Genomic DNA, 20,817 nt, shown 5'->3' with positions numbered 1-20,817 from the left:
AAAGGTGAACGGTGCATGAAACGCATCCTCCAAGTTTCAACCTCCGCACTACTGATTTCCGCATTAGCCGCAGGCTCGATGGCGGCAGCCGCTCCTGCTTCCCCGGTTGTATCGGCCGCCGGCAGCGTAAAGATCGCGGCCGTATCCGCTTCGGAGCTGGCAGGCGCCACGAGCCCGCGCTGGATTTCGGACTCCAGCTTCCTCGTGACCGTCTTCGGGGAAACCGAGGCGACGGACTACCTGGTGAACGCCGCTACGAGCAAGGCGGAACCGATCATCGAGGGCGTCTCCGGTCTCGCGGTATCGCCGGACGGCAAATGGGGCGCTTACGCGTCGGACGTCGGCCATGTGTACCTCGTCAATCTTGCCGAGAAGACGCAAGAGGCGATCAGCACGAACGAAGCCGAGAAGTTCGAGCTCCAATTTTCGAGCGACGGCAAAAAGCTGTATTACATCGAGGGCAGCAAGGCGGCGATCGTCTCCGAGCTGGATCTCGAAACGAAGAAGATCGCCAAAATCATCGACGACAAAGTGGAAAACAAGATGGACCTTCGCGTGAGCGAAGACGGCAAGCGCTTCGTCTACGCGGTCGAGAAAGTCGGCAAAACGACGGTCGACAGCAGCAAGCCGGTCGAAGCCGATGCGCTCGAAATCGACGTCTCCGCCGCGGACACGCAGATTCATTTCTTTAACAAAGGCATGGCGAAACCGGGTCCGTACGTCGCGGTCCAAGACGAAGCGAACAAAACGTCGTTGAACTTCTTCGGCACGGACTACGCTGTATTCGTCAGCAGCGACACGCAGAGCGAAGCCTCGTCTTCCCGGTTGAAGAAGGTAAACTTGTTCAACAACAGCGCGAAAACGATGCTTTCGTTCCTCGACGTGCAGCAGGTCGAAACCGCCGGCGGCTTCGCTTACGTGCTCGGCACGACGCAAAGCGGCAAAACGGTGCTGTACCAAGTGGAGATCGCTTCGAACAAGAAGAACGTCCTGCTGTCCACCGACGCGGTCGTGCTCGACATCGTCGTTTCGCCGAACGGCAGCGTCATCGCGACGACGCTGGACGGCGAGCAGGAAACGCTCCAGTTCGTGCGCGACGGCGCGCTCGTCCCGGTATTTTAAGAGATTCCACCAATCGTAAGATAAAGGAGAAGTCGGAACCATGAAGAAATTTCGCATCGCATTTTTGATGCTGGCCGCGATCGCGCTGCTGGTCAACGTATCGCTCGCTTCGGCCGCGCAAAGCAAGCTGTCCGGAAGTATCGTCATCAACGGCTCGACGGCGCTGCTGCCGCTGACGCTGCAAGCCGCGAAGGAATTCAAAGCGCTGCACCCGAAGGTGAAAATTTCGGCGTCCGGCGCAGGCTCGATCACGGGCCCGCAAGGCGTGCGCAAAGGCATCGCCGACATCGGCGCTTGCGACTGGGACGCGTCGGTCGACGTCCCGGGCTTTAAGAAGTTCGAAGGTCAAGTCGCGCACAAAGTCGCCGTCATTCCGTTCGCCGCGATCGTGCACAAGGACAATCCGGTGAAAGACTTGACGACGAAGCAGCTGCAGGACATCTTCTCCGGCAAAATCACGAACTGGAAAGACGTCGGCGGCAGCAATGCGGAGATCGTCGTCGTCAACCGGAAGTTCGGTTCCGGCACGCGCGTCAACTTCCAAGACAAGGCGCTGCAAGGCGTGGAATTCATGTCGAAGGGCAGCAACTACAAAGAAACGGGCTCGAGCGGCGAAATGACGACGAGCGTCGGCTCGAACAAAAACGCGATCGGCTACGTCGACCTCGTGTACGTGAAAGGCGACATTAAAGCGGTCAGCATCGACGGCGTCGAAGCGACGGTAGACAACGTCATCAACGGCAAATACAAAGTTTGGGGCTACGGCTATTACATGACGGACGGCCAGCCGACGGGCGCGACGAAGGAATTCATCAAGTACGTTCAGAGCGCGAAGTTCCAGAACGGCTCGCTGAAAAAGCTGAAGTTTATCCCGATCTCCGCAATGAAATAAGCGGTCGCGACGGATACGAATCCCCGGCCCAGCCCGTTACGTCGGTCAGCAGATGGACGTAGCGGGTTGGGTTTTTACCGTTTTCTTATCGATCCTTGTGGAGGATGAAAGTATGGATCATCGCACAGAATTGGCGGCTCCCTCCGCTCCCCGGGGCCTCGTCGCGACGAACGGCGGCCCGTGGCGGTTCGACCGCTGGGTTCGCATGCGCCTTGCGAACCGGATGTTCCGGTGGTTTTGTCTCGCGAGCGCGGCGTTCGTCTGCCTCGTGCTGTTCGGCGTCATCGTCTTCGTCGGGCGGACCGGCCTGCTGACGTTCCAAGAGGCGGGAGTCGCGGAATTTTTCTTCTCGCTCGATTGGGCGCCCGAGAACGGCCAATACGGCGCCGCCGTATTCATCATCGGCACGTTCGCGCTGACGGCGCTGACGCTGCTTATGGCGACGCCGCTGTCGATTTGCATCGCGGTGTTTCTCGCGGAAATCGCGCCGAACTGGCTGCGCGGCTTCCTGCGCCCCGTGATGGATTTGCTCGTCGGCATCCCCTCCGTCGTGTACGGGTACATCGGCTTGACGGTGCTTATCCCGCTGCTGCGGGAATGGTCGGGGTCGGGGCTCGGCGACGGCTTGCTCGCGGCGGCCATCGTCCTGACGTTCATGATTCTTCCGACGATCAGCCGCATCAGCGACGACGCGATCAGCTCCGTGCCGCGGAAATACCGCGACGCCGCGTACGCGCTCGGCTCGACGCGGTTCCAGGTCATCGCCCGCGTCGTCCTTCCCGCGGCGAAGCGGGGCATTATCGCCGCCGTGATCCTCGGCATGGCGCGCGCGATCGGCGAGACGATGGCGGTCGTCATGGTCATCGGCAACGCCGCGCAGCTGCCGGAGGGTCTCTTGTATCCGACGTCGGTGCTGACGACGACGATCGTCGGCCAAGTGCTCAACGTGCCGTTCGATTCGACGTGGAGCTACTCCCTGTACCTGATGGCGTTCCTCCTGCTCGCCATCTCCCTGCTGCTCATCTTGATCATCCGTTTGCTGCAGCGGAAAGGAGACATGGCGCATGAGTAAATCCGTAGCGCTCCGCGCGAACCGCGTATCGCGGCTCGTAGACAAATGTTCGACGGCCGTCCTGTGGACGGTCGGCCTGCTGACGGTGCTGCTCATCTTCTGGCTGCTGTTCACGATTTTGCGCAAGGGGCTGCCGGCCGTCACTTGGGAGTTCCTTGTGACGATCCCGGACGAAATCATGGCGGGCGGCGGCATCGGACCGGTGCTGTTCAACTCGTTCTACGTGCTCATCCTGTCGCTCGTCTTTTCGATTCCGATCGGCCTCGGCGCCGGCATTTATTTGGCGGAGTTCGCGCCGGACAACCGCTTCACGTCGATGGTGCGCACGTGCGTGGAAGGTCTCGCGTCCGTTCCGTCGATCGTCTTCGGCCTCGTCGGTCTCGCCTTGTTCGTCGAGTATTTCGGCATCGGGCTGACGATTTTGGGCGGCGCGGTGTCTCTCGCCTTCCTGAACCTGCCCGTGCTCGTGCGGACGACGGAGGAGGCGATCCGCAGCGTCCCGGCCGAGATACGTATGGCTTCGTACGCGCTCGGCGCGAACAAGTTTCAGACGATTCTGGGCGCGGTCATTCCCGTCGCCATGAACGGCATCGTCACGGGCATGTGTCTGACGGCCGGACGGGCTTACGGAGAGTCGGCGGTCATCATCCTGACGGCGGGCGTCAGCACGTCGGGCGCCATGTGGGACTTCAATTTGTTTTCGCCGGGCGCGACGCTCTCCGTCCACTTGTGGTACATCCAATCGGAGGCGATCGTCGAGGACGCGAAGCAAATCGCGGAGAAGTCGGCGGCCGTGCTCGTGTTCGTCGTGCTGCTCATCAACCTGCTGTTCCGGGTGCCGCTGTTGATCGCGGAGCGCCGCAGAGGACGGTAAACATACGAGCGAACCAAAAAGGCGACCCGCGTCGAATCGACGGCGGGTCGCCTTTGCGTGCTATGAGCTTACTGCTCGAACAATTTGCGGAGGTTTTCTTCATACGGCGCTTGGACAATGCCCTTCTCCGTAATGATCGCCGTCACGTATTCCGCCGGCGTCACGTCGAACGCCGGGTTGTACACTTTCACGCCGACCGGCGCGGTCCGCTTGCCGAAGCCGATCGTCACTTCGTCCTCGTGCCGCTCCTCGATCGGAATGTCGGCGCCCGTCGGCGTGTCGAGATCGATCGTCGACATCGGACAAGCGACGTAGAACGGGATGTTATGCGCTTTGGCGAGCACCGCCACCCCGTACGTGCCGATCTTGTTGGCGACGTCGCCGTTGGCGGCGACGCGGTCGGTGCCGACGATGACGGCTTGGATCCAGCCCTTGGACATGACCATGGCGGCCATGTTGTCGGTGATGAGCGTCACGTCGACGCCGGCGCGCATCAGCTCGAACGCGGTCAGGCGCGCGCCCTGCAGCACCGGACGCGTCTCGTCCGCGAACACCTTCAGGTTCCAGCCCTTCTCTTTCGCGAGGTACATCGGCGCCGTCGCGGTGCCGTAGCGGGCCGTGGCGAGACCGCCGGCGTTGCAGTGCGTCAGGACGCCGAAGCCGTCCTGCAGCAGCGAGAGCGCGTGCTCCCCGATCCGGCGGTTCGTCTCCTCGTCCTCCGACTGGATGACGACCGCTTCGCGCAGGAGCCCTTCCTTGATCGCCGCGGCGTCCGCGCCGGCTTCCGAGAGCTCCGAAGCTTTGCGAACGAGCCGGTCGAGCGCCCAGAACAAATTGACGGCCGTCGGGCGGCTCGTCGCGAGATAATCGCGCTCGCGCTTCACCGCGGCGAGCAGCTCCGGGACGCCGCCTTCAACGCCGCGGACGCCGAGGTACAGCCCGTACGCGGCCGCGATGCCGATGGCCGGCGCGCCGCGCACTTTCAATTCTTTGATCGCGTCCCATACGTCCTTGGAGGTCGTCAGGTCAAGGTAAACAACCTCCTCCGGGAGCAGCCGTTGGTCGAGCAGTTCGAGATGGTCCGCGTTCCAGCGAACGGATTGAAGCCAGCCTTCGTTCATGTCGGTTAACCTTCCTTCCGGGCGATTTCGCGGCGGGCGATCGTGCGCATGTCTTCGATCGAAGCCGCGGAGCGATGATGTTTAATAAGCGCGGTGCCGACGGCGAGCGAGACGCGGCGGGCGCGGTTGCGCAGATCGGCGTCCGGAATGCCGTCGATGTCGGCGACGTGGGCGAGCCCGACGATGCGGCGTACCATTTTGCAGCCTGCGTAGCCGAACGTGTCCTGCAGCAGCTCTCGCAGGAAAATGTCGAGGTAGCCCGACTCGCGCAGCATCCGGTCGACGGCGTGCTCCGCCCACAGCGCCCGGAAGCGGGTTTCGAATTCGTTCCATACCCCAACGACGGTATCGAGCAGGTAGGCGCGGAAGTCGTTAAGCTTCGCAGCGTCTTCGATGCGCCCGCCCTGCGCCGCGGCGTTCAGCAGCAGGTTCGCGAGCACGGCGCCGATATCGAAGCCCATCGGACCGTAATACGCGAACTCGGGGTCGATCACCTTCGTCGATTCGGGCGTGACGAAGATCGATCCCGTATGCAGGTCGCCGTGCAGCAGCGCTTGTCCCTTCGTCAGGAAGCCGTAGCGGAGCCGCGCCACTTCGGCGTGCAGCTCGCGGTCTTCGCGCAGCGCCGCGGCTTCCGCTTCGATGGCGGGATCGTAATTGTTATTCGGCGATACGGTGTACGGATCGTCGAAGATGAGATCCTCCGTAATTTTGCACAGCTCCGGGTTGATGAAGCGTCCCGTCTGCAGCTTTTTCTCCTGCTGGTTCATGCCGAAATCGGACGTGAAGAACAGCGTGCGGGCGAGAAATTCGCCGATATGCTGCGCGAACAGCGGATACATGTTGCCTTCGATGAGCCCGCGGCGCATGATGACGTGGTCGCTGAGGTCCTCCATGACGGTGAGGGCGAGCTCCGGCACATAATCGTACACTTTGGGGGCGAGTCCCGGCGCGAGGCGGCCTTGGATGATCAGCGCTTCGCTTTCGATGCGGGCGCGGTCGAGCGTCAGCGGCCACGATTCGCCGACGACCTTCGCGTACGGCAGCGCTTGCTTAAGTATGATTCCTTTGCCTGTCGCAGGCTCCTGAATATGAAACACCAGGTTCAGATTGCCGTCGCCGATTTCGCGGCTGGTCAGCTCGGCGCCGGGAGCGAAGAAGCCCGGCACCGCGCGCGCGCGTTCGATCGCTTCGGCTTCGGTCAGCGGATGATATGCGTTCATGGGGACCCCGTCCTTTCAATTCAAAAAAGCATTACGTAATAGTATAAGACAAGCAGGGCTAGGAAGAAAATATAATTCGTTAACGAAATCCTTGCACAAAGGAAGGAGCATCTCCATGACCGCACCATCGGGATCCCCGCATGCCGGCAATCAAGACGTGGTAGCCGTGTTGAACAAGCAGCTCGCCAACTGGAGCGTCCTGTTCGTCAAGCTGCACAATTATCACTGGTTCGTCAAAGGCCCCGTCTTCTTCACGCTGCACCTGAAGTTCGAGGAGCTGTACACCGAGGCCGCTTTGCATATCGACAACATCGCCGAGCGCGTGCTCGCGATCGGGGGCAGGCCGCTCGCGACGATGAGGGAGTATTTGGCCGCTTCCTCCATCCGGGAAGCCGAAGGCAACGAGAACGCTTCGGAAATGGTCCGTTCGATCGAAACCGACTTCCGTACCGTCATCGCCGAGCTCGTCGAGGGGATGGAGCTGGCGCAGCGCTCCGGCGACGAAACGACGTCGGACATGCTGCTCGCGATCCACTCCTCCCTCGAGAAGCACGTCTGGATGCTGGCTTCGTTTAACGAATAGCGATTTTTATGTATAATGGAAACACCTGCAGCCCGTGAGGGAGCAGGTGTTCTTCATTTTTTTCCTTAGCGGTGTTCGAACAGGTCGATGGCGCCGAGCACGATGTGGGCGAGACCGAAGCCAAGGATGCCGTAGCCTGCGGCCGGATTGCGCTTCAACAGCGTAGCTCCCGTCGCGGCCACCGCAGTGCCGAGAATGGCCGGAATCATTCCTTCGCGCATGAGATTTTCGCGCATGAGAACGTCACTCCTTTGGCGAGAATGATGACTGCGATATTAGGATGGAGCGGACGGGCGTTTTTGATGCGGCCGACGCGCTGCATGGTTTTACCGGAGGGGGAGAGGTGGAACAATGAGTATAGAAACGGCGTTGCTGAAAGAATGGGCGTCGGCGGTCGAAGCGTTTTTGGCGGGGGACACGATCCTTGCCCTGCGCAAAGGCGGCATCCGGGAAGAAAACCGGGATTTCGAGCTGACGAGCGAATCGTTTTACTTTTTTCCTACGTACGAGCACCAAAAGGAGCATCTGCTGAAGGAACCGTTCCGGCGATATGCGTCGGAAACGCGGGCGTCGTGGAGCCCGGACCTGCCGAACGTGACGATTCGGGCATGGGCCGAGGCGGCGGAGGACATCCTGATCCATGACGAGGAACAGCTTCGAGCGTTGTCTCCATATCATATATGGACCGACGATTACGCGTCGGAGCGGCTGCACTGGAAGCGAACGAAGCCGCTGCATTGTTTGCTGCTCCGCGTGCATCGGCTGGAGGAGCCTTTGATCGTCTCGAACGATCCGGCTTTCGCGGGCTGCAAATCGTGGCTCCGCCTCCCCCTGCCCGCCGATCTGGCGAAGCGTCCGGTGTTGTCGGACGAGGTGTTCGCCGCGAAAGCCGAGCAAATTCGGGCGGCTTTGCGGTAGCGATTAGCGGTCGGACGAGGTCTGCAAGAAACGCCCCTTGCGAATTGGAATTATTCTATATTAAAATTAACAGTTGAGAATCACTGAGAATCAATTTAGAATAATTCTAAATAGATGAAATCCAAATATGGAGGGAACGCAACGTTATGGCACAAGCACCGGTATTAAAAATAGAAGATCTTCGCTCTTCGATCGAAGGCAAGGAGATCCTCAAGGGATTCAACCTCGAGATCAAAGGCGGCGAAGTGCACGCGATCATGGGTCCGAACGGCACGGGCAAATCGACCCTCGCCTCCACCCTCATGGGTCACCCGAAATATGAAGTCGAAGGCGGCAGCGTGACGCTCGACGGCGAAGACGTGCTGGAGATGGGCGTCGACGAGCGCGCCTTGGCGGGCTTGTTCCTCGCCATGCAGTACCCGAGCGAAATCACAGGCGTGACGAACGCCGACTTCCTGCGCAGCGCGATCAACGCGCGCCGCGGCGAAGGCAACGAAATTTCGCTGATCAAATTCATTCGCCAGATGGAAGCGAAAATGAAAGAGCTGGAGATGGATCCGCAGTTCATGCACCGCTACTTGAACGAAGGGTTCTCCGGCGGCGAGAAAAAGCGGAACGAAATTTTGCAAATGATGGTGCTCGAGCCGCGCGTCATCATTCTCGACGAGATCGATTCGGGCCTCGACATCGACGCCTTGAAGATTGTCGCCGCAGGCGTCAACGCGATGCGTTCTCCGGAGCGTTCGTTCCTCATCATCACGCACTATCAGCGGTTGTTAAATTATATTAAGCCAGACTTCGTTCATGTCATGATGCAAGGACGAATCGTGAAATCCGGCGGTCCGGAGCTCGCGGAGCGCCTCGAGGCGGAAGGCTACGATTGGGTCAAGGAAGAGCTTGGCATCGAAGACGAGACGGTAGGCAATGACAAGGAAGAATTCGTCGTGCCGAAGAACACCACCGCTCCGAAATTCTCGTAAGGAGGCGGACCCATTGACGACCGAAACGTTAACCATCGATAACAACACTTTCTCCTCCATCGCCTCGTCGAAGCAGGAGCCGGCATGGCTGTCCCAGCTTCGCGCGGAGGCGCTGGCGCTTGCGTCGACGCTTGAGCTGCCGAAGCTCGAGAAGACGCGCATCGACCGCTGGGAGCTGGGCGGCTTCGGCGCATACCGCGCCGCGAAGACGGTCGAGAACGCGGCCGAGCTGCCGGGGGATCTCGCGACGCTCATCGGGGAGAACCCGAGCCCGAATCTGCTCGTGCAGCACGACTCCAGCGTCGTGTACGTCCGCATCTCTCCAGAGCTCGAAAGCCAAGGCGTCATCTTGAAGAGCCTCGAGCAAGCGGCTGCGGACCATCCGGAGCTCGTGCAGCAATATTTCATGCAGGCGGTCAAGAAAGACGAAAACCGTCTGACCGCGCTGCACGCAGCGCTGTGGAACGGCGGATTGTTCCTGTACGTGCCGAAGAACGTCGAAGTGAAAGACCCGATCCAAGCGATCTTCTACTCCGAATCGCCGGAAGCGACGTTCGCGCCGCACGTCTTGATCGTCGCCGACACGCACAGCTCCGTCACCTACGTCGACAACTACTTGTCGGCCGCCTCCGGCACGCCGCTCATGCATAACGGCGTCCTCGAGGTGTTCGCGAAGCCGGGCTCCCGCGTCCGCGTTGCGACGGTGCACGACCTCGGCGAGCACGTGACCGACCTCAACTACCGCCGCGCGATCATCGACAACGACGCCCGCGTCGAGTGGATCGTAGGCGAGCTGAGCCACGGCAACGGCGCCGCTGAAACGTATTCGATTCTCAAAGGCAACGGTTCGACGTCCGACATGAAGGTCATCTCGGTCGGCATCAACCAGCAAAAGCTGAACTATACGACCCGCGCCGTTCACTTCGGCAAATCGTCGGCGAGCGACATGATCACGCGCGCCGTCATGCGCGACGAAGCGACGGCGATCATCAACGGCATTACGAAGATCGAGCACGGCGCGACGAAGGCCGACGGTCAGCAGACGGAACGCGTTCTGATGCTGAGCCCGAAGGCGCGCGGCGACGCGAACCCGATCCTGCTCATCGACGAGGACGACGTGACGGCGGGCCACGCCGCGAGCGTCGGCCAAGTCAACCCGGAGCAAGTGTACTACTTAATGTCTCGCGGCATCTCGAAGACCGAGGCGGAGCGCCTGATTATTTACGGCTTCCTCTACCCGGTCATCGAAGAAATTCCGCTCGAATCGCTGCGCGAGCAGCTTAGCGCCTTGGTCGAAAGGAAGCTCGGACGATGAGCTTCTCGGCCGCGGATCTGAAGTCGTTGTTTCCGATCCTAGACCAAGAGGTGAACGGGCATCCGCTCGTGTACCTCGACAGCGCGGCGACGTCGCAGAAGCCGCGCCAAGTCATCGAAGCGGTCAAGCGGTATTACGAGCATGACAACGCGAACGTGCATCGGGGCGTCCACACGCTCGGCACGCGCGCGACCGACGCGTACGAAGGCGCGCGCGAGAAGGTGGCGCGCTTCCTGAACGCTCGTTCGGCGTCGGAAATCATATTCACTCGCGGCGCAACGACGGCGATCAATCTGGTGGCAATGAGCTATGCGCGTGCGGTATGCAAACCGGGCGACGAAATCGTCATAACGCCGATCGAGCATCACGCGAATCTCATTCCGTGGCAGCAGGCGGCGAAAGCGACCGGAGCGACGCTGAAGCATCTGCCGGTGAACGACGACGGTTCGTTCGATCTCGAAGGCGCGGCGCGCACGATTACGCCGAACACGAAAATCGTCGCGTTCACGCATCTGTCCAACGTTCTCGGCGTCGTCAATCCGGCCGAAGAGCTCATCGCGCTCGCGCGCAAGCACGGCGCGAAGGTGCTCATCGACGGGGCGCAGAGCGCGCCGCATCTCAAGGTCGACGTCCAGAAGCTCGATTGCGACTTCTTCGCCTTCTCCGGCCACAAGATGTGTGGCCCGACAGGCATCGGGGCACTCTATGGCAAACGCGAGCTGCTCGAGGCGATGGAGCCGATCGAATTCGGCGGCGAAATGATCGATCACGTCGATCTGTTCGACGCGACGTGGAAAGAAATTCCTTGGCGGTTCGAGGCGGGCACGCCGATCATCGCCGGGGCGGTCGGCCTCGGCGCGGCGATCGATTTCCTTACCGAGATCGGCATGGACAACATCGAAGCGCATGACCGCCGGCTGGCGGCGTACGCGTACGAGAAGCTGTCCTCGATGGACGGCGTGACGGTGTACGGTCCGTCGCAAGGCCGCACCTCGCTCGTCACGTTCAACCTCGACGACGTGCACCCGCACGACGTCGCGACCGTGCTGGACGCGGACGGCGTCGCCGTCCGCGCGGGCCACCACTGCTGCCAGCCGCTCATGCGCTGGCTCAAGGCGAGCGCGACGGCGCGGGCGAGCTTCTATCTGTACAACGACGAATCGGATATCGACCGCCTGGCAGACTCGTTACTACGAGCAAAGGAGTACTTCGGCCATGCAATTGGATGATCTGTACCGCCGCGTCATCATGGATCATTATAAAAGCCCGCGCAACCAAGGCGAGCTCGCGGATGGCGCGATGACGATCGAGCTGAACAATCCGACGTGCGGCGACCGCATCTCGCTTAAGCTGCGCATCGAGGACGGCGTCGTCCAAGACGCGAAGTTCAAAGGCGAAGGCTGCTCGATTTCGATGGCGTCCGCCTCGATGATGACCGAAGCGGTCAAGGGCAAGTCGCTGGAGGAAGCGCTGGCGCTGGCGGAGAAGTTCTCCGCGCTCATGAAGGGCGAACCTGTCGAATTCGACGAGTACGAGGACCTGGAAGCGCTCGGCGGCGTAAATAAGTTCCCCGCGCGCATCAAGTGTGCTACACTTGCATGGAACGCGCTCCGCAAAGGCGTAGAATCGGAACAAAACCGTTAAGATATACGATCAATTACGAAACTAAGGGGAGGGTTTATCGATGGCGAAGCAAATGCCCGAAATCGGCGATTACAAATACGGCTTCCGCGACGAGCACAAAGCCGTCTTCCAAACCGGCAAAGGCCTGAACGCCGACATCGTCCGCGCAATCTCGGAAATGAAAGGCGAGCCGGATTGGATGCTCGAGTTCCGACTGAAGTCGCTGGAGCAGTTCCACAAAATGCCGATGCCGAAATGGGGCGGCAACCTGGACGATCTCGACTTTAACGACATCCAGTACTACGTCAAGCCGTCCGAAAAGCAGGGCAAGACGTGGGAAGAGGTTCCTTCGGAAATCAAGGAAACGTTCGATAAGCTCGGCATTCCGGAGGCGGAGCAGAAGTTCCTCGCCGGCGTATCGGCTCAGTACGAATCCGAGGTCGTCTACCACAGCATGCAGAAGGATCTCGAAGACCAAGGCGTCATCTTCATGGACACCGACACGGCGCTTCGCGAGCATCCGGAGCTGTTTAAGAAATATTTCGGCACCGTCGTTCCGCCGTCCGACAACAAGTTCGCGGCGCTGAACAGCGCGGTATGGTCCGGCGGCAGCTTCATCTACGTGCCGAAGGGCGTCAAAGTGGAAATTCCGCTCCAGGCGTATTTCCGGATCAACTCCGAGAACATGGGTCAATTCGAGCGTACGCTCATCGTCGTCGACGAAGACGCATTCGTTCATTACGTCGAAGGCTGCACGGCGCCGATTTACAGCACGAACTCGCTGCACAGCGCGGTCGTCGAAATTTTGTGCCTCAAAAATTCCCGCGCCCGCTACACGACGATTCAAAACTGGGCGCCGAACATTTACAACCTCGTCACGAAGCGCGCCGTCGCGGAAGAGAACGCGACGATGGAATGGGTCGACGGCAACATCGGCTCCAAGCTGACGATGAAATACCCGGCGGTCGTGCTGAAAGGCCGCGGCGCGAAGGGCAGCGTGCTCTCCATCGCGGTCGCGGGCAAAGGCCAGCACCAAGACGCAGGCGCGAAGATGCTTCACCTCGCCCCGGACACGACGTCGACGATCGTCTCGAAGTCGATCTCGAAGCACGGCGGCAAGGTGACGTACCGCGGTCTCGCTTCCTTCGGCCGTAACTCCGAAGGCTCCAAAGCGAACATCAAATGCGATACGCTGATCATGGATAACGAGTCGACGTCCGACACGATCCCGTACAACGAGATCATGAACGACAACATCACGCTGGAGCACGAAGCTACGGTATCCAAAGTATCCGAGGATCAACTGTTCTACTTGATGAGCCGCGGATTGTCCGAAGCCGAAGCGACGCAGATGATCGTCATGGGCTTCATCGAGCCGTTCACGAAGGAACTGCCGATGGAATACGCGGTCGAAATGAACCGTCTCATCAAGTTCGAGATGGAAGGCAGCATCGGTTAATCATACGACATAGGCCGTCCTGGCGCGTCCGGGCGGGTTCGTTACGACGAATCCGTTCGGGCGCGTTTTTTCTTATCGGCGGCGGCGAGTATGGTCCGGCTCGTTCGTGAGCATGCTAACGGCGAAATGGTTGGATATTGCTGCCGGAGGGTGTCTACCGAATGGTGTATGTGTTCGCCGCATTTATCTTGTTTTATTTCATCGCCTGGCTCGCCCCGAAACGATTGACCGGTATCGAAATTTACGCCACTTCTATGTTCGCATATGCGTACGGCATCACGACGGACGTTGTATTCGATTTACATTACGACATGTACGGCTACATCGCTCCAGGGTTTCAATGGCTCGGCTTGCTGGCGATCGCGCTGTATTTTCCGGTCGTCAGCTTCCTCTTCTTAAACTTCCTCCCGTCTACCGTTGGACGAAAAATCGTTTATATGGCGGGATGGGTTGCTTTCTCCTTGACCTTCGAATGGTTCACAGTGAAGACCGACTTTTTCTACTACAACGGTTGGCAGCTTTGGTACTCCGCCCTGTCGTATCCGCTGATTTTCTTGGTGTTGATCGTCAATTTATTTATTGTCCGCGCGATCATCCGAAAACTGCGAACTTTTTGAATGAATCTCCACATGTTGGAAAACATATAACACCAAGCTAACTGCTGCGAGGAATGTGCGATATGGATAACTTCAGGAACCTTGGAAACGAATATCGTCGATACAAAGCTCATGTGAGTATCGCGGGAACGACCCAATTTCACCTGCGGAATCCATATTTAATCGCTTGGTGGTCTGCGGCTTTTCCCGGGTTCGGCCATCTGCTGTTAAGCAAGTATTTGCGCGGCTTGGTTTTGTTCATCTGGGAAGTGTTCGTCAACTATCAGGCGAAAATCAATCTTGCCATGGTGTATACCTTTTGCGGGGAAATTGAAATGGCGAAGTCGGTGCTGGATACAAGGTGGATGCTGATGTACATTCCGGTGTTCATCTTCGGAATATGGGACAGCTACCGAACATGCGTCGATATGAACAAAGTGGCCTTATTGGCGATCCGGGAGGATGCCCCTTTCAATAGCTTCGTCCTTGGCGCGCTGGAAATCAATTACTTAGATAAACGAAAGCCCGGTTTAAGCGTCTTATGGTCTCTCTTTATGCCGGGCCTAGGGCAGCTGCATATTCATCGCATCGTCATGGCGAGTTTTTCGTTAGTTTGGACGATCGTATTTCTTTATTACTCGAAGACGCTGGTCGCCGTTCACTTCCTGTTTGATGGGAACATTCCGGGGGCTACGGCCGTGCTCGATAAACAATGGCTTATGTATATGCCTTCTATGTGGGGATTTGCGGCGTACGATTCATACATGAACACGGTGGAAAACAACAAGCTGTTTGACGAGGAGCAGAAAAAGTATCTAATCCGCAACTTTCAACATCGCACGTTCCGAGTCATGAAAGGAAGAGTGGGGTACATCATGATTCAAATTTTTTCGACCTTCGAGCATACCACGAACCTCGAGCTCGCGATCAGTTTCTTGGAGAAGAGCGGTATTCGGAGAGAGAAGATCTTCGCAGTACCGCTGACGAATCGGAAGGTGGAACCCCGGCTGTTCGACAGCATCCACAATGAAGACGGCGTTTCCTTAATCGGTACGGGCTCGGCGCTCGGAACGGCGTTCGCCGTCATCGGAGCCAGCGTCGGGTTCAAGCTGCCATTGGGACCGATCTACTGCGGATTGATCGGCGCCGGGGGCGGCTTCGCGCTGGGCGTCTTGATCGACCTGTTTTATTATAAGGTCATCAAGCAGAAAGCGCGTCTGCTGCGCGGGAAAAACTCCGAGGTCATTTTGATCGTGGAGTGCGAAGAGTCGATGGGCGATCAAGTGGAACATATTTTATGGCATCATTTCGCCTTAGGCGTCGCGAGGGTGACCGGGTAACACGGGCATTGCTTCGGGCGTCTTTCTGTTCTAAGATGGAAGAAAGAGTAAAAGTTCCCAGTCGCGGCATTTCGTCTTCCGGCCTATTGCGAAGTTCGTATAAGGGGGATGCGATTCATGCGGGATTTGGTGATGTCCATCGTGATCGCGCTCGTGTTATGGCCGCAGGGCTTGTATCATTTGTTTACGAGCACCGGTTGGCCTTTCTTCGTCGGCATCTTAATGATCGTCACGTCGTCGTCGTATTTGTTCAACAGCGTCCGGGCTTACGCCAGACGGCGCTCTTCGAAGTAACCCGCCGCACCTTTGGCCCACGCCGATGGTCCTCTTCCCGCATAGGTTGTACGGAAGGGGAGGTGAAGCGAGTCATGGAGTTCCAAGCCTATGACATTGCTTTGATTCCGTTGATCGTCGCGCTCGTCGGGGTGGCGACGAAGCTGGGCGTCGGACCGCGGTATCAGCCGGCCGTCGCGCTGGCGCTCGGTCTGATCGGCGGTTTCGTCTACGTTGCGCCGCACGATCCGAAGCAAGCGGCGCTGGCGGGCCTCGTGATGGGGCTGTCGGCGATCGGCGCGTATTCGGGCGTCAAGAACACGATCGAGAAGCGGGACCCGTAATGCTGCGACCCGCCTGCGCCGCCATCGGCGCGGGCGGGTTTTTGGCGTGATCAGGCGAGCAGCGTCGGATCGATCCAGAACATCGCCGCGGCGGTCAGGGCCCATACGGCGGCGATCAAGAACGAAACGGCCGACAGCGCGAGGGCCGGTCTTCCTTCTCCCCTCGAACGGGACGAGCCCGCCAAAGCGACGACGATCGCCGCGATGCCGAGCAGGATGCCGATCGGGAGCAGGACGATGATCAGGTTGCACATGCAAGCGGCGATGCCGAGCGCCAGCGCGGCGGTCGACGAAGTGTTGCGCATGTACGCCCCTCCTTCCGCGTTTTCCATAGTTTGTCGTTCGTTCTTATCATAGCATACCCCGTTCGGGACCGGCACGATCCCGAACGATTGCATATTTTGGGCCGGTGTATCTCACCCTATTTCCGAACGACGCTTTACTGATTCATACCACCAAAAGGAGATGGGTGCTTCGATGATGCGCCTTTGGAAAACGACGTCGCTCGCGCTGGCGGTCGCCTTGGCGGTGACGGCTTGCGGCGCGGGAGCGAACGAGGGCGGCCCGGCGAGGGGGACGGAAGGCGGCGTCTCGGCGCTCGGCGCGGCGGGAGCTCGCACGCCGATGTCGACGGCCCGGGAGCGCGCCGGCGACGCGCGGAAGGGCGGGCCGCTGATCGACGCCGACGATCCGCGATCGCCGTTCCCGACGCTGCCGGTTCGCCCGCTCAACGCGGGGAACGGGGCGGGGTTCGGCGCGCTGCAGACGCAAACCGTCGATCGACATCGGCCGGTGACGTTGTCTTACGTAAGAGACGGCGGAGAAAAGTATGTTTCTTTGGATCAGCTCGTCAAGCTGATGCAGTTCGAGCATTACGAGACGGACGCGCAGGGAGCGCGCGAGATCGGCGACAAGGACGTGCAGTTCCGGTTGACGCCGGGCAGCACGCAGGCCGAGGCGGAGGGCGAACCGTTCCAGCTGCCGGCCGCGCCGAAAATGATTAACGGCTCGCTGATGATCCCGGTGTCGAGCGTGCTCGACCTATTCGACGAGGAACTGGTGGCCGAGCCCGGGAAAACCGGCCTCCTCATCTATCCGTCGGATACGACGGTCGAAGGAGACCCGGAGGGAGAAGACGCGGACGTCGATCCGTCGCTCGATTTCGCCGACGATCCGAACGATCCGTTCAAAGGGGAAGACGCGGAAGGCGCGTTCGCGGGCGGAGAAGCGCTGGCGCCCGCGCTGCCGTCGCTCGAGGCGGCCGCGGCGGACCCGGAGGCCGTGCCGGCGCTCAAAAACATCAACATCAACGCGCTGCTGCGGACGGCGAATCGGTATATGGGCGTGAAATACAAGTTCGGCGCCAAACCGTACCCGCGAACGAACCGGTTCGACTGCTCCTCCTTCACGCAATACGTATACGGCAAATACGGCATCGACCTGCCGCGGACGTCCCGGGCGCAGGCTCGCGTCGGCAGGACGGTATCGCGCAAAAGCTTGCGCAAGGGCGATCTGCTGTTTTTCTACGTGCCGGGCCGGTTTAAGACGAACAAGACGGTCGGGCATGTGGGGATCTACCTCGGCGGCGGCAAAATGATCCACGCGAACTCGGCGCCGAAGAACGGCGTTCAGATCGGCAGCATCAACAAAGCTTATTGGAAAAGGACGTTCATTCGGGCGAAGCGAGTCGCGTATTGAACGCTGCGGACGCGAAAACGGCGCGCCCCGGGCCGAGAGGAATCGGCATCCGGGGCGCGCCGCGCGTTCGTTAGGCGAGCGGATTCCAAGGGCCGGTTTGCGCGCCCTTCCATTCCGTGCCGTCTTCCCATACTTCCTTCTTCCAGATCGGCACGATCTGTTTCAACCGTTCGATCGCGTGGCGGCTCGCCTCGTAGCACACGTCCCGATGCGGGGCGGATACGGCGATGACGACGCTCGCCTCGGCGATGTCGACGCGGCCGATCCGGTGCGTGATCGCGCAGCGGGCGCCGGGCCAGCGCGCCGCGATTTCCTCGCCGATCTGCTCCATGGCTTTGATCGCCATCGGAGCGTAGGCTTCGTATTCCAGCAGCACGGTGCGCTTGCCGTGCGTCCATTCGCGCGTCGTGCCGACGAACGCGAGCGTGGCGCCCTGCTCCGGCGCGATCGCCTTGGCGCAAACGGCGGCGACGTCGATCGGCTCTTCCGTAATGACGAACATGGCTTCGGTCATGCGCATTCCCCTTTGTGCGAGCGTTTTCCTATATTATATCAACGGCCGTCCCCATGTTAAAGGATAGAAAAATATGCTAGACTGATGAGAACAAGGTGGATGCAAAGCCGCTAGGCTGAGAGCGGCGTTACACGGCGGAGGGAAGCATGAACGATAGGATCGAGTTCGTAATTTTGCACACGAATGATCTGCACAGCGTATTCGAGTCGATGCCGCGCATTCGTTCGTTCTTCGAAGCCTATGAACGGGAGCAGCCGCCGGAGCGGCTGCTCCGTTTCGATATCGGCGATCACATGGATCGAGTGCGCCTCGAAACCGAGGGAACGATGGGCGAAGCGAACATCGACGTGATGAACGCGACCGGCTACGACGCGGCCGTGCCGGGCAACAACGAGGGGCTGACGTTCTCGGCGGAGACGCTGGGGACGTTGTACGGGCGCGCCGCCTTCCCGACGGTCGTCGCCAATTTGCGGCCCGCGGCCGGTTCGGCCGCGGGGGCGTGGATCCGCCCGCGGCACGTCCTCGTGCGCGAGGGCATCCGGTTCGGCATTTTCGGCTTGACCGCGGCGTACAACGATTTCTACAAGGAGCTCGGCTGGGAGGCGACGGATCCGTACGCGGCGGCGCGGGAGCAGGTGGAGCGGCTGCGGCGGGAGGAAGCGGCGGACGTCGTCGTCGCGCTCAGCCACCTGGGCTTGATGCACGATCGCTTGCTGGCGGAGACGGTGCCGGGGATCGACCTCATTCTGGGCGGGCATACGCATCATTTGATGACGGAGCTGGAGCGGATCGGCGATACATATATCGGGGCTGCCGGGAAGTTCGGCACGCACGTCGGCGTCGCCCGCCTGCACGTCGATCGGCGGACGCGGCGCGTGGCGCACTGCGCCGGCGGGGCGGAGGACGTGTCGGACGCGAAGCCGGATCCGGCGATCGCGGGGACGATCGCCCGGCACGCCGCGGCGGCCGCCGCGGCGATGAACCGGGTCGTGGCGCGGCTTCCTCGGCCGCTCGACGCCGCGGAGGATCGGGAATCGCCGCTCGGCAATTTGCTGGCGATGGCGCTGCGCCGCCACTGCGGCGCCGAGATCGGCGTCGTCAACGCCGGGCAGCTGCTCGGCGGCTTGCCGAGCGGCGACGTGACCGCGGCGGCGGTGCACGCGATCTGCCCGCATCCGATCAACCCGTGCGTCATGCTGCTGCGCGGCGCGTCGCTGCGGCGGGCGATCGAGCAATCGCTCGACGCGGAGCGCCGCGGGATGACGGTGCGCGGCTTCGGCTTCCGCGGCAAAGTGCTCGGCGCGCTCTGCTTGGACGGCGTCGAGGTGGACGTCGCGCGCGCCGGCGGGGATGCCCGCGTGTCGGCGGTCCGCGTCGGCGGCGAGCCGCTCGACGACGACCGGCTGTACCGCGTCGGCACGATCGACATGTTTACGTTCAAGGTCGGTTACGAATCGATGGCGGAAGGGGAACAAATCGTGTACCACCTTCCGGAATTTATAAGGGATTTGCTGGCGGGGGCGCTCTCCTCGCCGATGGCGGAGAAGTGGATCGCGGAAGCCGAGCGGCCGAGATATCGGCCGGCCGACTGAAGCCGGCAGCAGCCGTTCCATCGGGCGAACCGGGCGAATCCAGACCTGAAACTAAAGCGAGGGAACGGTATGCTTTTATTGCCAGTGCAGTTGTGTAAGCCGGGCATGCGGCTCGGGAAGGCGATCTTCAGCGACGACGGGCTCGTCCTGCTGGGGGCGCGCATGGAGCTGACGGAATCGATGCTGGCCCGGCTCGAGAGGTTCGGCATCCGTTTCATATATGTAGAGGATGAGCGTACGGAGGATTTGGTGTTCCGGGACATCGTCTCCCAAGAAACGAGGGCTCGCGCGGTCAACGAAGTGCGGACGCAATTCCGCCATCTCATGGACAACGCGATGCGGAAGCGCTCCGTCAACGGGCTGCAGCTCGGACGCGCGTTCCGCTCCGTCATCGACATGATTTTGGACGACATCACCGCTAGCAGCGACGCGATGCTGATGCTCGTCAACATTCACGCCTCGGACCATTATTTGTTCCAGCATTCCGTGAACGTCTGCATTTATTCATCCATTCTCGGGCAAGCGTACGGTTACGGACGGAGCGAGCTGTACACCCTTGCGCTGGGCGCGCTGCTCCACGACATCGGCAAAACGGCGCTCCCGCAGGACGTGTTGCTGAAGCCCTCCCGTTTGACGCAGGAAGAGTTCGAACTGATCAAGACGCACACGACGGTCGGCTTCAAAATGCTGAAGGACGAGCCCAACGTGCCGCTATTGTCGGCTCATATCGCCCTGCAGCATCACGAGCGGCTGGACGGCACGGGTTATCCCCGGGGCATCGCGGGCAGCGAGATCCAAGAGTACGCCCAATGGGTCGCGCTCGCGGATTCGTACGACGCCATGACGACGCACCGGGTATACCGGAACGCGATGCTGCCGCACGAAGCGATGGAGCGGCTGTACGCCGGCGCGGGCACGCTGTACGACTTGTCCAAAATCGAAATGTTCCGCGATAAAGTCGCCATCTACCCGATCGGGATGCTCGTCGGTCTGAACGGGGGCGAAATCGGCGTCGTCGTCGACGTGAACGCGGTCTCGCCGCAGCGGCCGGTCGTTCGGGTGCTGTACGACGGGGAAGGGCGCCGCGTCGCGCCGTACGAAGTGGATTTATCCAAATCGCTGACCGTTTATATCCAAGACGTGAACGTCTCGTTCCCCGAAATCAGCGCGTAACGCGGCTAAGCTCCGGTTCCAAGAACCGGAGCTTTCGTATTTTTCGGCGACGGCTCCGAAGAACGCGGAAGCGATGCGCCGCCGCGCCCGATATGTCAACGTATC

At 60.4% G+C, this 20,817-nt stretch carries 22 protein-coding genes and 1 pseudogene; 18 read left to right on the top strand and 5 right to left on the bottom strand.

The genetic code is table 11. The features are described from left to right. Positions 1 to 15 precede the first annotated feature (15 nt). From VE009_RS01685 to pstA, 4 genes are all read left to right on the top strand, one after another. The gene (locus VE009_RS01685) at positions 16 to 1,122 is read left to right on the top strand and encodes a hypothetical protein (RefSeq protein WP_325005652.1); all 1,107 of its coding nucleotides are present in this window, start codon (positions 16 to 18) and stop codon (positions 1,120 to 1,122) included. Positions 1,123 to 1,162: 40 nt separating this feature from the next. Beyond that, entirely contained in the window at positions 1,163 to 2,014 is an 852-nt protein-coding gene (locus VE009_RS01680; protein ID WP_325005651.1) for a phosphate ABC transporter substrate-binding protein, read from the top strand. Positions 2,015 to 2,126: 112 nt separating this feature from the next. Then, positions 2,127 to 3,086, top strand: coding sequence for a phosphate ABC transporter permease subunit PstC (pstC, locus tag VE009_RS01675; RefSeq protein WP_325005650.1), 960 nt, complete (start codon positions 2,127 to 2,129; stop codon positions 3,084 to 3,086). After that, positions 3,079 to 3,960 carry a phosphate ABC transporter permease PstA gene (pstA, locus tag VE009_RS01670; protein ID WP_325005649.1) on the top strand — a complete coding sequence of 294 codons (882 nt, stop codon included), beginning with the start codon at positions 3,079 to 3,081 and terminating at the stop codon, positions 3,958 to 3,960. Before pstC ends, pstA begins: the two co-directional genes overlap by 8 nt. A gap of 68 nt (positions 3,961 to 4,028) precedes the next feature. Here pstA and mtnA read toward each other — a convergent pair whose 3' ends face one another. Together mtnA and mtnK are read right to left on the bottom strand one after the other, a co-directional pair. Beyond that, a complete protein-coding gene (gene mtnA, locus VE009_RS01665) occupies positions 4,029 to 5,081 on the bottom strand; it encodes an S-methyl-5-thioribose-1-phosphate isomerase (protein ID WP_325005648.1) in 1,053 nt (350 codons plus the stop codon). 5 nt (positions 5,082 to 5,086) lie between these two features. Then, positions 5,087 to 6,304, bottom strand: coding sequence for an S-methyl-5-thioribose kinase (mtnK, locus tag VE009_RS01660; protein WP_325005647.1), 1,218 nt, complete (start codon positions 6,302 to 6,304; stop codon positions 5,087 to 5,089). A gap of 115 nt (positions 6,305 to 6,419) precedes the next feature. Between mtnK and VE009_RS01655 the strand changes: the two genes are divergently transcribed. After that, the gene (locus VE009_RS01655) at positions 6,420 to 6,887 is read left to right on the top strand and encodes a Dps family protein (protein ID WP_325005646.1); all 468 of its coding nucleotides are present in this window, start codon (positions 6,420 to 6,422) and stop codon (positions 6,885 to 6,887) included. Between the two features lie 65 nt (positions 6,888 to 6,952). On the opposite strand, the gene VE009_RS01650 is transcribed toward VE009_RS01655, so the two are convergent. Beyond that, on the bottom strand, positions 6,953 to 7,108 hold the full coding sequence (locus VE009_RS01650; protein WP_325005944.1) for an asparagine synthase: 156 nt from the start codon (positions 7,106 to 7,108) through the stop codon (positions 6,953 to 6,955). Positions 7,109 to 7,238: 130 nt separating this feature from the next. On the opposite strand from VE009_RS01650, the gene VE009_RS01645 reads away from it, so the two are divergent. The 10 genes from VE009_RS01645 (at position 7,239) to VE009_RS01600 (ending at position 15,735) form a co-directional block, all read left to right on the top strand. Continuing rightward, a complete protein-coding gene (locus tag VE009_RS01645; protein WP_325005645.1) occupies positions 7,239 to 7,805 on the top strand; it encodes a DUF1802 family protein in 567 nt (188 codons plus the stop codon). Between the two features lie 146 nt (positions 7,806 to 7,951). Continuing rightward, positions 7,952 to 8,785 carry a Fe-S cluster assembly ATPase SufC gene (gene sufC, locus VE009_RS01640; RefSeq protein ID WP_325005644.1) on the top strand — a complete coding sequence of 278 codons (834 nt, stop codon included), beginning with the start codon at positions 7,952 to 7,954 and terminating at the stop codon, positions 8,783 to 8,785. A gap of 13 nt (positions 8,786 to 8,798) precedes the next feature. Further along, on the top strand, positions 8,799 to 10,100 hold the full coding sequence (gene sufD / locus VE009_RS01635; RefSeq protein ID WP_325005643.1) for a Fe-S cluster assembly protein SufD: 1,302 nt from the start codon (positions 8,799 to 8,801) through the stop codon (positions 10,098 to 10,100). Next, a complete protein-coding gene (locus VE009_RS01630) occupies positions 10,097 to 11,329 on the top strand; it encodes a cysteine desulfurase (RefSeq protein WP_325005642.1) in 1,233 nt (410 codons plus the stop codon). The genes sufD and VE009_RS01630 overlap by 4 nt, the downstream gene beginning before the upstream one ends. After that, positions 11,316 to 11,744 carry a Fe-S cluster assembly sulfur transfer protein SufU gene (sufU, locus tag VE009_RS01625; protein WP_325005641.1) on the top strand — a complete coding sequence of 143 codons (429 nt, stop codon included), beginning with the start codon at positions 11,316 to 11,318 and terminating at the stop codon, positions 11,742 to 11,744. The genes VE009_RS01630 and sufU overlap by 14 nt, the downstream gene beginning before the upstream one ends. Positions 11,745 to 11,784: 40 nt before the next feature. Next, entirely contained in the window at positions 11,785 to 13,182 is a 1,398-nt protein-coding gene (gene sufB / locus VE009_RS01620; RefSeq protein WP_325005640.1) for a Fe-S cluster assembly protein SufB, read from the top strand. 161 nt (positions 13,183 to 13,343) lie between these two features. Further along, complete coding sequence (locus VE009_RS01615) at positions 13,344 to 13,799, top strand: hypothetical protein (protein ID WP_325005639.1); 456 nt, start codon at positions 13,344 to 13,346, stop codon at positions 13,797 to 13,799. 62 nt (positions 13,800 to 13,861) lie between these two features. Beyond that, a complete protein-coding gene (locus tag VE009_RS01610; protein WP_325005638.1) occupies positions 13,862 to 15,118 on the top strand; it encodes a hypothetical protein in 1,257 nt (418 codons plus the stop codon). 117 nt (positions 15,119 to 15,235) lie between these two features. Then, complete coding sequence (locus VE009_RS01605) at positions 15,236 to 15,412, top strand: hypothetical protein (protein WP_325005637.1); 177 nt, start codon at positions 15,236 to 15,238, stop codon at positions 15,410 to 15,412. A 74-nt stretch (positions 15,413 to 15,486) separates the two neighbouring features. Then, the gene (locus tag VE009_RS01600; RefSeq protein WP_325005636.1) at positions 15,487 to 15,735 is read left to right on the top strand and encodes a hypothetical protein; all 249 of its coding nucleotides are present in this window, start codon (positions 15,487 to 15,489) and stop codon (positions 15,733 to 15,735) included. A gap of 50 nt (positions 15,736 to 15,785) precedes the next feature. On the opposite strand, the gene VE009_RS01595 is transcribed toward VE009_RS01600, so the two are convergent. Continuing rightward, positions 15,786 to 16,040, bottom strand: coding sequence for a hypothetical protein (locus VE009_RS01595; protein WP_325005635.1), 255 nt, complete (start codon positions 16,038 to 16,040; stop codon positions 15,786 to 15,788). A gap of 172 nt (positions 16,041 to 16,212) precedes the next feature. On the opposite strand from VE009_RS01595, the gene VE009_RS01590 reads away from it, so the two are divergent. Next, a complete protein-coding gene (locus VE009_RS01590; protein WP_325005634.1) occupies positions 16,213 to 17,433 on the top strand; it encodes an NlpC/P60 family protein in 1,221 nt (406 codons plus the stop codon). Positions 17,434 to 17,503: 70 nt separating this feature from the next. Here VE009_RS01590 and VE009_RS01585 read toward each other — a convergent pair. Further along, a pseudogene (locus VE009_RS01585) lies at positions 17,504 to 17,929 on the bottom strand (molybdenum cofactor biosynthesis protein MoaE); the annotation flags it as partial. A gap of 164 nt (positions 17,930 to 18,093) precedes the next feature. On the opposite strand from VE009_RS01585, the gene VE009_RS01580 reads away from it, so the two are divergent. Both VE009_RS01580 and VE009_RS01575 read left to right on the top strand, forming a co-directional pair. Beyond that, positions 18,094 to 19,539: a bifunctional UDP-sugar hydrolase/5'-nucleotidase gene (locus tag VE009_RS01580; RefSeq protein ID WP_325005633.1), complete on the top strand. Its 1,446-nt coding sequence runs from the start codon at positions 18,094 to 18,096 to the stop codon at positions 19,537 to 19,539. Positions 19,540 to 19,608: 69 nt separating this feature from the next. Beyond that, positions 19,609 to 20,712 (top strand): HD-GYP domain-containing protein, encoded by a 1,104-nt coding sequence (locus VE009_RS01575; protein ID WP_325005632.1) that lies wholly within the window; start codon positions 19,609 to 19,611, stop codon positions 20,710 to 20,712. Positions 20,713 to 20,817 lie beyond the last annotated feature (105 nt).

The sequence above is a fragment of the Paenibacillus sp. genome, from assembly GCF_035645195.1.
Lineage (GTDB): Bacteria > Bacillota > Bacilli > Paenibacillales > YIM-B00363 > Paenibacillus_AE.
This window is presented reverse-complemented; position numbering and strand designations above follow the sequence as displayed.

Bases quoted from the DNA above. Each gene is read 5' to 3' on its own strand.
- VE009_RS01685 (WP_325005652.1), top strand. From the start codon at position 16: ATGAAACGCATCCTCCAAGTTTCAACCTCCGCACTACTGATTTCCGCA.
- VE009_RS01680 (WP_325005651.1), top strand. From the start codon at position 1,163: ATGAAGAAATTTCGCATCGCATTTTTGATGCTGGCCGCGATCGCGCTG.
- pstC (WP_325005650.1), top strand. From the start codon at position 2,127: ATGGATCATCGCACAGAATTGGCGGCTCCCTCCGCTCCCCGGGGCCTC.
- pstA (WP_325005649.1), top strand. From the start codon at position 3,079: ATGAGTAAATCCGTAGCGCTCCGCGCGAACCGCGTATCGCGGCTCGTA.
- mtnA (WP_325005648.1), bottom strand. From the start codon at position 5,081: ATGAACGAAGGCTGGCTTCAATCCGTTCGCTGGAACGCGGACCATCTC.
- mtnK (WP_325005647.1), bottom strand. From the start codon at position 6,304: ATGAACGCATATCATCCGCTGACCGAAGCCGAAGCGATCGAACGCGCG.
- VE009_RS01655 (WP_325005646.1), top strand. From the start codon at position 6,420: ATGACCGCACCATCGGGATCCCCGCATGCCGGCAATCAAGACGTGGTA.
- VE009_RS01650 (WP_325005944.1), bottom strand. From the start codon at position 7,108: ATGCGCGAAGGAATGATTCCGGCCATTCTCGGCACTGCGGTGGCCGCG.
- VE009_RS01645 (WP_325005645.1), top strand. From the start codon at position 7,239: ATGAGTATAGAAACGGCGTTGCTGAAAGAATGGGCGTCGGCGGTCGAA.
- sufC (WP_325005644.1), top strand. From the start codon at position 7,952: ATGGCACAAGCACCGGTATTAAAAATAGAAGATCTTCGCTCTTCGATC.
- VE009_RS01630 (WP_325005642.1), top strand. From the start codon at position 10,097: ATGAGCTTCTCGGCCGCGGATCTGAAGTCGTTGTTTCCGATCCTAGAC.
- sufU (WP_325005641.1), top strand. From the start codon at position 11,316: ATGCAATTGGATGATCTGTACCGCCGCGTCATCATGGATCATTATAAA.
- sufB (WP_325005640.1), top strand. From the start codon at position 11,785: ATGGCGAAGCAAATGCCCGAAATCGGCGATTACAAATACGGCTTCCGC.
- VE009_RS01615 (WP_325005639.1), top strand. From the start codon at position 13,344: ATGGTGTATGTGTTCGCCGCATTTATCTTGTTTTATTTCATCGCCTGG.
- VE009_RS01610 (WP_325005638.1), top strand. From the start codon at position 13,862: ATGGATAACTTCAGGAACCTTGGAAACGAATATCGTCGATACAAAGCT.
- VE009_RS01605 (WP_325005637.1), top strand. From the start codon at position 15,236: ATGCGGGATTTGGTGATGTCCATCGTGATCGCGCTCGTGTTATGGCCG.
- VE009_RS01600 (WP_325005636.1), top strand. From the start codon at position 15,487: ATGGAGTTCCAAGCCTATGACATTGCTTTGATTCCGTTGATCGTCGCG.
- VE009_RS01595 (WP_325005635.1), bottom strand. From the start codon at position 16,040: ATGCGCAACACTTCGTCGACCGCCGCGCTGGCGCTCGGCATCGCCGCT.
- VE009_RS01590 (WP_325005634.1), top strand. From the start codon at position 16,213: ATGATGCGCCTTTGGAAAACGACGTCGCTCGCGCTGGCGGTCGCCTTG.
- VE009_RS01580 (WP_325005633.1), top strand. From the start codon at position 18,094: ATGAACGATAGGATCGAGTTCGTAATTTTGCACACGAATGATCTGCAC.
- VE009_RS01575 (WP_325005632.1), top strand. From the start codon at position 19,609: ATGCTTTTATTGCCAGTGCAGTTGTGTAAGCCGGGCATGCGGCTCGGG.